General features: G+C 74.7%; 5 protein-coding genes. All 5 read left to right on the top strand.

The features are described from left to right. Nucleotides 1-971: glycosyltransferase family 4 protein (locus QR78_RS25740; RefSeq protein ID WP_048430447.1), on the top strand; the 971-nt coding region annotated here is incomplete at its 5' end. Beyond that, nucleotides 968-2,065: a glycosyltransferase family 4 protein gene (locus QR78_RS36545; RefSeq protein ID WP_048430448.1), complete on the top strand. Its 1,098-nt coding sequence runs from the start codon at nt 968-970 to the stop codon at nt 2,063-2,065. The genes QR78_RS25740 and QR78_RS36545, both read left to right, overlap by 4 nt. Next, on the top strand, nt 2,062-4,056 hold the full coding sequence (locus tag QR78_RS25750; protein ID WP_053221092.1) for a glycosyltransferase: 1,995 nt from the start codon (nt 2,062-2,064) through the stop codon (nt 4,054-4,056). Before QR78_RS36545 ends, QR78_RS25750 begins: the two co-directional genes overlap by 4 nt. After that, nucleotides 4,053-5,930: an ABC transporter ATP-binding protein gene (locus QR78_RS25755; RefSeq protein ID WP_048430449.1), complete on the top strand. Its 1,878-nt coding sequence runs from the start codon at nt 4,053-4,055 to the stop codon at nt 5,928-5,930. Before QR78_RS25750 ends, QR78_RS25755 begins: the two co-directional genes overlap by 4 nt. Nucleotides 5,931-5,995: 65 nt before the next feature. Beyond that, nucleotides 5,996-6,877 carry a hypothetical protein gene (locus tag QR78_RS25760; protein WP_048430450.1) on the top strand — a complete coding sequence of 294 codons (882 nt, stop codon included), beginning with the start codon at nt 5,996-5,998 and terminating at the stop codon, nt 6,875-6,877. The last annotated feature ends 57 nt before the right edge of the window (nt 6,878-6,934 follow it).

Genomic DNA, 6,934 nt, shown 5'->3' on the forward strand with positions numbered 1-6,934 from the left:
TCGCCCGCCGCGACCTCGCCCGGGACTTCACCGCCAACCGCGGCCGGCGCCTCGGCCAGGCCCTGGTGCTCGCCCGCGAGTTGCCGGCGCAGACCGACCACATCCACGTCCACTACCTGCACACCCCGGCCTCGGTCGCCCGCTACGCCGCCGCGCTCACCGGACGGCGGTGGAGCGCGTCGGCCCACGCCAAGGACATCTGGACCACGCCGGACTGGGAGCTCGCGGACAAGCTCGACGATCCCCGGCTCGCCTTCGCGGTGACCTGCACGGCGGCCGGCGCGGCGCGGCTGCGCGAGGTCGCGGCCGCGCCGGACCGGGTCTCGCTCGTCTATCACGGCCTCGACCTGTCGCGGTTCCCCGCCGCCCCGGAGACCCGCCCGTCCCGGGACGGGTCGGACCCGGCCGACCCCCTGCGGGTCGTCGCCGTCGGCCGCGCCGTGGCGAAGAAGGGGTTCGACGATCTGCTCGACGCCCTGGCGGCCCTGCCGCCGGACCTGCACTGGCGCCTCGCCCATGTCGGCGGCGGCGAGGAACTGGCGGCTCTGCGCGCCAAGGCCGCCGCGCTCGGCCTCTCGCAAAAAGTGGTCTTCCTGGGCGCGAAGCCCCAGCCCGATGTGGTGGCGCTGCTGCGGGAGGCCGACCTGTTCGTGCTGCCGGCCAAGCGCGCACCCTCGGGCGACCGCGACGGGCTGCCCAACGTCATCATGGAGGCTGCCTCGCAGGGGCTCTGCGTCGTCGCCACCGACTTCGCCGGCATCCCCGAATTCCTGCGCGACGGGATCGAGGGCCGGCTGGTGCCGCCGGGCGATTGGGGAGCGCTCTCGAACGCCATCAACCTGCTGGCCCGCGACCCCGCCGAGCGCGCCCGCCTCGCCGCCGCGGCGCTCGCCCGCCTCCGGGCCGAGTTCGGCGCCGAGTCCGGGTTCGACACCATCGCGCGCCTGCTCGAGGGGGCGGCCCGGCGATGAGCCGCGTCGCCTTCTACGCGCCGCTCAAGGCCCCGGACCACCCGGTGCCCTCCGGCGAGCGCACGATGGCGCGGCTCCTCCTGCGGGCGCTCGGGGCGGCGGGCTTCGCCCCCGAGGTCGCCAGTTCGTTGCGCACCCGCGATCCCGACGGGGCGCGGCACCCGGCCCTGCGGGCAGAGTCCCTCGCCGAGGCCGAGCGCCTGATCGCCGCCTGGGCCTCCGATCCTCCGGCGCTCTGGTTCACCTATCACGTCTACTACAAGGCGCCGGACTGGATCGGCCCGGCGGTGGCCGCGAGTCTCGGCATCCCCTACGTGGTGGCGGAGGGCTCGCGGGCGCCCAAGCGCGCCGGGGGGCCGCATGCCCTGGGCCATGCGGGGGCGGAGGCGGCCCTCGACGCCGCCGACCTGATCCTGGTGATGAACCGCCGCGACCGGCCGGCGCTCGAGGCGGCGCGGCCGGCGCGCCAGGTGCTGGCGGGTTTGCCGCCCTTCCTCGATCCGGCGGACTGGCCGATGCCCGTCACCGGGAGAACACCCGGCCCTCTGCGACTCCTCACCGTCGCGATGATGCGCGAGGGCGACAAGCTCGCCTCCTACCGGCTGCTGGCCGAATCCCTGGCGCGGCTCGGCGATGTACCCTGGACCCTCGACGTCGCCGGCGACGGCCCGGCCGCGGGGGCGGTGACGGACCTGCTCGCGCCCTTCGGCGCCCGGGTGCGCCGGCACGGCGCCGTGGCGTCGGACGCGCTCTCGGTCCTCTACGCCGCCGCCGACCTCCTGGTCTGGCCGGCCGTCAACGAGGCCTACGGCATGGCGCTCCTGGAGGCGCAGGCCCATGGCTGCCCGGTGGTGGCCGGCGGCTACGGCGGTGTGCCGGACGTGGTGCGGGACGGCGCGACCGGCCGGGTGACGGCGCCCGGCGACGCCGTGGCCCTCGCCGCCGCGATCCGCACCCTCGCCGAACGGCCGGACCGACTCGCCGCGATGCGCGCGAGCGCCCTCGCCTTCGCCCGCGACGAGCGCGGCCTCGATCGGGCGGCCGCGATCCTGCGCACGACGCTGGCGCCGCTCCTGCGGACGTCCCTCGCATGAGCCGGATCCTGATCGCCGTCACGCACCTGCTCGGGGCCGGGCACCTGACCCGGGCGGCCGCCCTGGCGCGGGCTTTCGCGGCGGCCGGCCACGCGGTGACGCTGGTGTCCGGCGGCATGCCGGTGGCCCTGCCCCGCCTCGACGGCGTGCGCCTGGTGCAGCTGCCGCCCCTGCGCATCATCGGTACCGCCTTCACGACGCTCCTCGATCCCGACGGCGTGGCCGTGACGGCGGAGCGCCTGGCCGCCCGCCGCGACGGCCTCGCCGCCGCCTTCGCCGAGGCCGCGCCCGACGCGGTGATCACCGAACTCTACCCGTTCGGCCGCCGGGTGCTGGCGCCGGAATTCACGGCGCTGGTCGAGGCCGTGCGGGCGGCTACGCCCCGTCCCCTGCTCCTCGCCTCGATCCGCGACATCCTGGCGACCCCGAGCCACCGGGATCGCATCGCCGCCACCCATGCGCGTCTCGCCGCCTACGACGCCGTGCTGGTCCACGGCGATCCCGGCTTCCTGCCGCTCGACGCCTCCTGGCCAGTCGTGGAGGAGCTGGCGCCGCGCCTGCGCTACACCGGCTACGTCGACGAGGGCGAGGTCGTTTCCACACCGGGCGAGCCCCGCTCCGGCATCGTCGTCTCGGGCGGCTCCAGCGCCGCCGGGCTGCCGCTGCAGGAGGCCGCCGTGGCCGCCGCCGCCCTCACCCCGGCGCTGTCCTGGCGCATCCTCGTCGGCCGCGCCGTACCCGAGCCCGCCTTCGCGGCCCTGCGCGAGGCCGCGCCGCCGAACGCGATCGTCGAGCGGGCCCGGCCGGATTTCCGCGCGCTGCTCGCCGGAGCGGCGCTCTCCGTCAGCCAGGCCGGCTACAACACCGTGCTGGACCTCCTCCGGAGCGGCAGCCCGGCCGTGCTGGTTCCCTTCGAGGCCGGCCACGAGACCGAGCAGCGCCTGCGCGCGGAGACGCTTGCCGCCCACGGCCTCGCCCGGGTGCTGCCCGAGGATGCGCTGACGGCGGAAAGCCTCGCCGACGCGGTGCGGGCCGCCCCGCCGCCGGGCATGCCCCACGCCATCGCGTGCGACGGGGCGCGGCGGAGCGTGGCGATCGTGGAGGAGTTGCTGCACGCCGCCTCGCCTCTCCCGAATCGGAACGAGGCCGGATCCATCCGCCGATCCCCCGACTTCACCCCCCTCACCGAGGCGCTGGACCGCGCCGCCGATGAAGGCCGCAGGGTCGCGCTCTGGTGGCGGGACGACGACGCGGTCGCCCACACCCCCGCCCTCGACCGCCTGCTCGCGCTGGCGGCCCGCACCGGCTGGCCGGTGGCGCTCGCCGCCGTGCCGGCCCGGGCCGAACCGTCGCTGGCGGCGCGCCTCGCCGACGAGGCCGGAATCGATTGCCTGGTCCACGGCCTCGCCCACGCCGACCACGCGCCGCCGGAGGCCAGGAAGGCCGAGTTCGGCCCCCACCGTCCTCTCGCAGCCTTGCGGGCCGACGCCGCCGAGGCCCTGGCGCTCGCCCGCGCCCGCCTCGGACCCCGCCTGCTGCCGGTGCTGGTGCCGCCCTGGAACCGCTTCGCCCCGGACCTGCCGGCAATCCTGCCGGGGATCGGCTATCGCGGCCTCTCGGCCGCCGCGCCCGTGCCCCCGGTACCGGGCCTGGCCCAGGCCCATGCCGCGATCGATCCGGTGGCCTGGCGCTCCGGCGGCGGGCTCGCCGATCCGGACGGCATCGTCGCCCGCGCGGCCCGGGCGGTCGCGGCGGGCGGCCCGGTCGGGCTTCTCACCCACCACCTCGTGCAGGACGAGGCGACCTGGGAGTTCTGCGCCCGGCTCCTCGACCACCTGGCGGACCGCGCGGCGAAAGGCCGGTCTCCAACAATATCGCGCGCCGCCGCATTGTTTGCGAACCCGCCGCTGCCCGTGTCACAAGCGGGCCCTATCTTCCGCGGTGATCCGGGGGCGTCCCCGCCCCGAGAGGACAGCACGGCATCAGGATGACGGCTCCGCTCCTGTCGATCCGCGACCTCCGGGTCGATTTCTCGACCGATTCCGGTGCGTTCCGGGCGGTCGACGGCCTGTCCCTCGACGTGCCGGCGGGCCGTACCGTGGCTTTGGTGGGCGAGTCGGGCTCGGGCAAGTCGGTCACCGCGCAGGCCATCCTGCAGATCCTGCCGAAGGTCGCGCGGATCTCGGGCGGGAGCATCCGCCTCGCCGATCCGGCGGGTCCCCCGGGCGGCACCGACATCGCGGCGCTCAAGGCCGATTCCTCCCGCATGCAGGCCCTGCGCGGCGGGCGGATCGCGATGATCTTCCAAGAGCCGATGACCTCGCTGTCGCCGCTCCACACCGTCGGCGACCAGGTCACCGAGGCCCTGCGCCTGCACGCCGACGTCTCGGCCGAGCAGGCCAAGGCGAGAGCGATCGAGGTGTTCGACCGCGTCGGCTTCCCCGACCCGAAGCGGGCGCTCGTCACCTACCCGTTCGAGCTGTCCGGGGGACTGCGCCAGCGCGCGATGATCGCCATGGCGCTGATCACCAAGCCCGCGCTCCTCATCGCCGACGAGCCGACAACGGCGCTGGACGTCACCACCCAGGCCCAGATCCTCGAACTGATGCGCGAGCTGCAGGCCGAGACCGGCATGGCGATGCTGCTCATCACCCACGACCTCGGGGTGGTGGCCAACATGGCCGACGACGTGGTGGTGATGTATCGCGGCCGGGTGATGGAGGCCGGCTCGCGGGAGGACATCTTCCGCCACCCCGGCCATCCCTACCTCAAGGCCCTGATGCGGGCGGTGCCGCGCTTCCACATGGAGCCCGGGGAGCGCCTGACCCCGATCCGCGAGGTGAAGAGCGCGGTCCTCGCCCGCAAGGCCGGCGAGCCGCACCGGCCCGATCCGGCCGGGCCGCTCCTCGCCATCGACGGGGTGCGCAAGTCCTTCACCCTGCGCTCGGGCTGGTTCAAGGGGAAGACCCGCACCATCGACGCCGTCAACGGCGTGTCGCTGAGCCTGCATCCGGGCCGGACGCTCGGCCTCGTCGGCGAATCGGGCTGCGGCAAGACCACCCTCTCGAAGGTGGTGATGCGGGCCCTTCGGCCCGATTCCGGCACCGTGACCTTCGACGACGGCTCGGGCCGCGGGCCACGCGACGTCTTCGCCCTCGAGGACCGGGAGTTGAAGGATTTCCGTCGCGCGGTGCAGTTCGTGTTCCAGGACCCGTTCTCGTCGCTCAACCCGCGCATGACGGTCTACGAGCTGCTGACCGAGCCCCTGCGCATTCACGGCGTCGGCACCGCGGACGAGCGCTACGAGCGTGCCAAGGAACTCCTGGACATGGTCGGGCTCGACCAGTCGTCGCTCCGGCGCTACCCGCATGCCTTCTCGGGCGGCCAGCGCCAGCGCCTCGGCATCGCCCGGGCGCTGGCCCTGAAACCCCGGGTGCTGCTCTGCGACGAGCCGGTCTCGGCCCTCGACGTGTCGGTCCAGGCCCAGGTCCTGAATCTCCTGAAGGACCTGCAGGCGAGCCTCGGCGTCTCGTACCTGTTCGTCTCCCACAACCTCGCGGTGGTCGACTACATCGCCGACACGATCGCGGTGATGTGCCGGGGCTACATCGTCGAGGAGGCCTCGAAGGCCGCCCTCTTCAAGAACCCGGCCCATCCCTACACGCGGGCGCTGCTCGCCGCCGTGCCCGAGCCCGACCTCGACCACCCCCTCGACCTGAAGCTTCTGATGAGCGACCGCTTCTCCGACCCGGCGAGCTGGCCCGAGCCCTACCGCCTCACCGGCGGCGCGGCCGGGACGATGACCGAGATCGAGCCCGGGCACCGCGTCCGGGTCGCCGGCCCGGCGAGCCGGCAAGCCGCCTGAGCCCTAAAGCCGCCTGAGCCCCAAAGTTACCTGACCTTACGTCCGAGACCCCGATAGAGCCCCCGATGTCGAACGGTGCCGCCCTCCGTCCCCACCCCCTCGTCGAACGGCTCCGCCGCCGCTTCCTCGGCCGCCTGTTCGACCGCCTCGGCTACGACCTCGTCCCGGCGGTGTCGGACTGGAACCACCGCCCGCTCTCCGGCCCGGAAACCGACGCGCTGATCGCCGCCGCCGCCGCGCGCCTCGACGCCGATCTGGCCGAGGCCGGCCTGTCGCTGCCCGGCGGTGCCGCGCCCGCGGTCGCGACCTTCTGGGACCTGATCGCCACGGCGCCGGTCGCGCAGAAGCGCGGCGGCAACGGCTTCAACGGCGCGCTCCAGCTCTACGTGCTGATGCGGGCGCTCGCCCCCGAGGTCATCGTCGAATCGGGCGTGTTTCGCGGCCTGACCACCTGGGTGATGCGCCAGGCCTGCCCGCAGGCCGAGATCCTCTGCTTCGATCCCGATCTCTCGGGCCTGCGCTACCGCGATCCCCGCGCGCGCTACCACGCCGTCGACTGGTCGACCGTGAGCCTGCCCCGCCTCGATGCCGACCGGGCGGTGGGCTTCTTCGACGATCACATCAGCCAAGCCCGCCGGGTGCTGGAGGCCCGCGAGCGCGGCCTGACGCGCCTTGTCTTCGACGACGACGCCGCCGCCCACCGGCTCCACGCCCACGGGGGGCCGGCCTTCCCGACCATCGCGATGCTGACGGCGCCCCGCTCCGGCGAGCCGGTGCGCTGGCGTCGCAACGGGCGCGAGTTCGTCTACCGGCCCGACGACCCGGAGGCGGCAGGAGCCCGTTCGGCCATCGCCGCCACCCACGCCTTCGACGACCTGCACGCCGCGACCGGCTACTCGCCCACCCGCATCACCTGGGTGCGCCTGCACGGGAGGGACGGGACATGACTTGGCTCGGACGCCTTTTCACGGACGCGACGGCTGTTGAACCCTCCCCCCTCTGCG

This window comes from Methylobacterium indicum (assembly GCF_001043895.1).
Classification (GTDB): domain Bacteria; phylum Pseudomonadota; class Alphaproteobacteria; order Rhizobiales; family Beijerinckiaceae; genus Methylobacterium; species Methylobacterium indicum.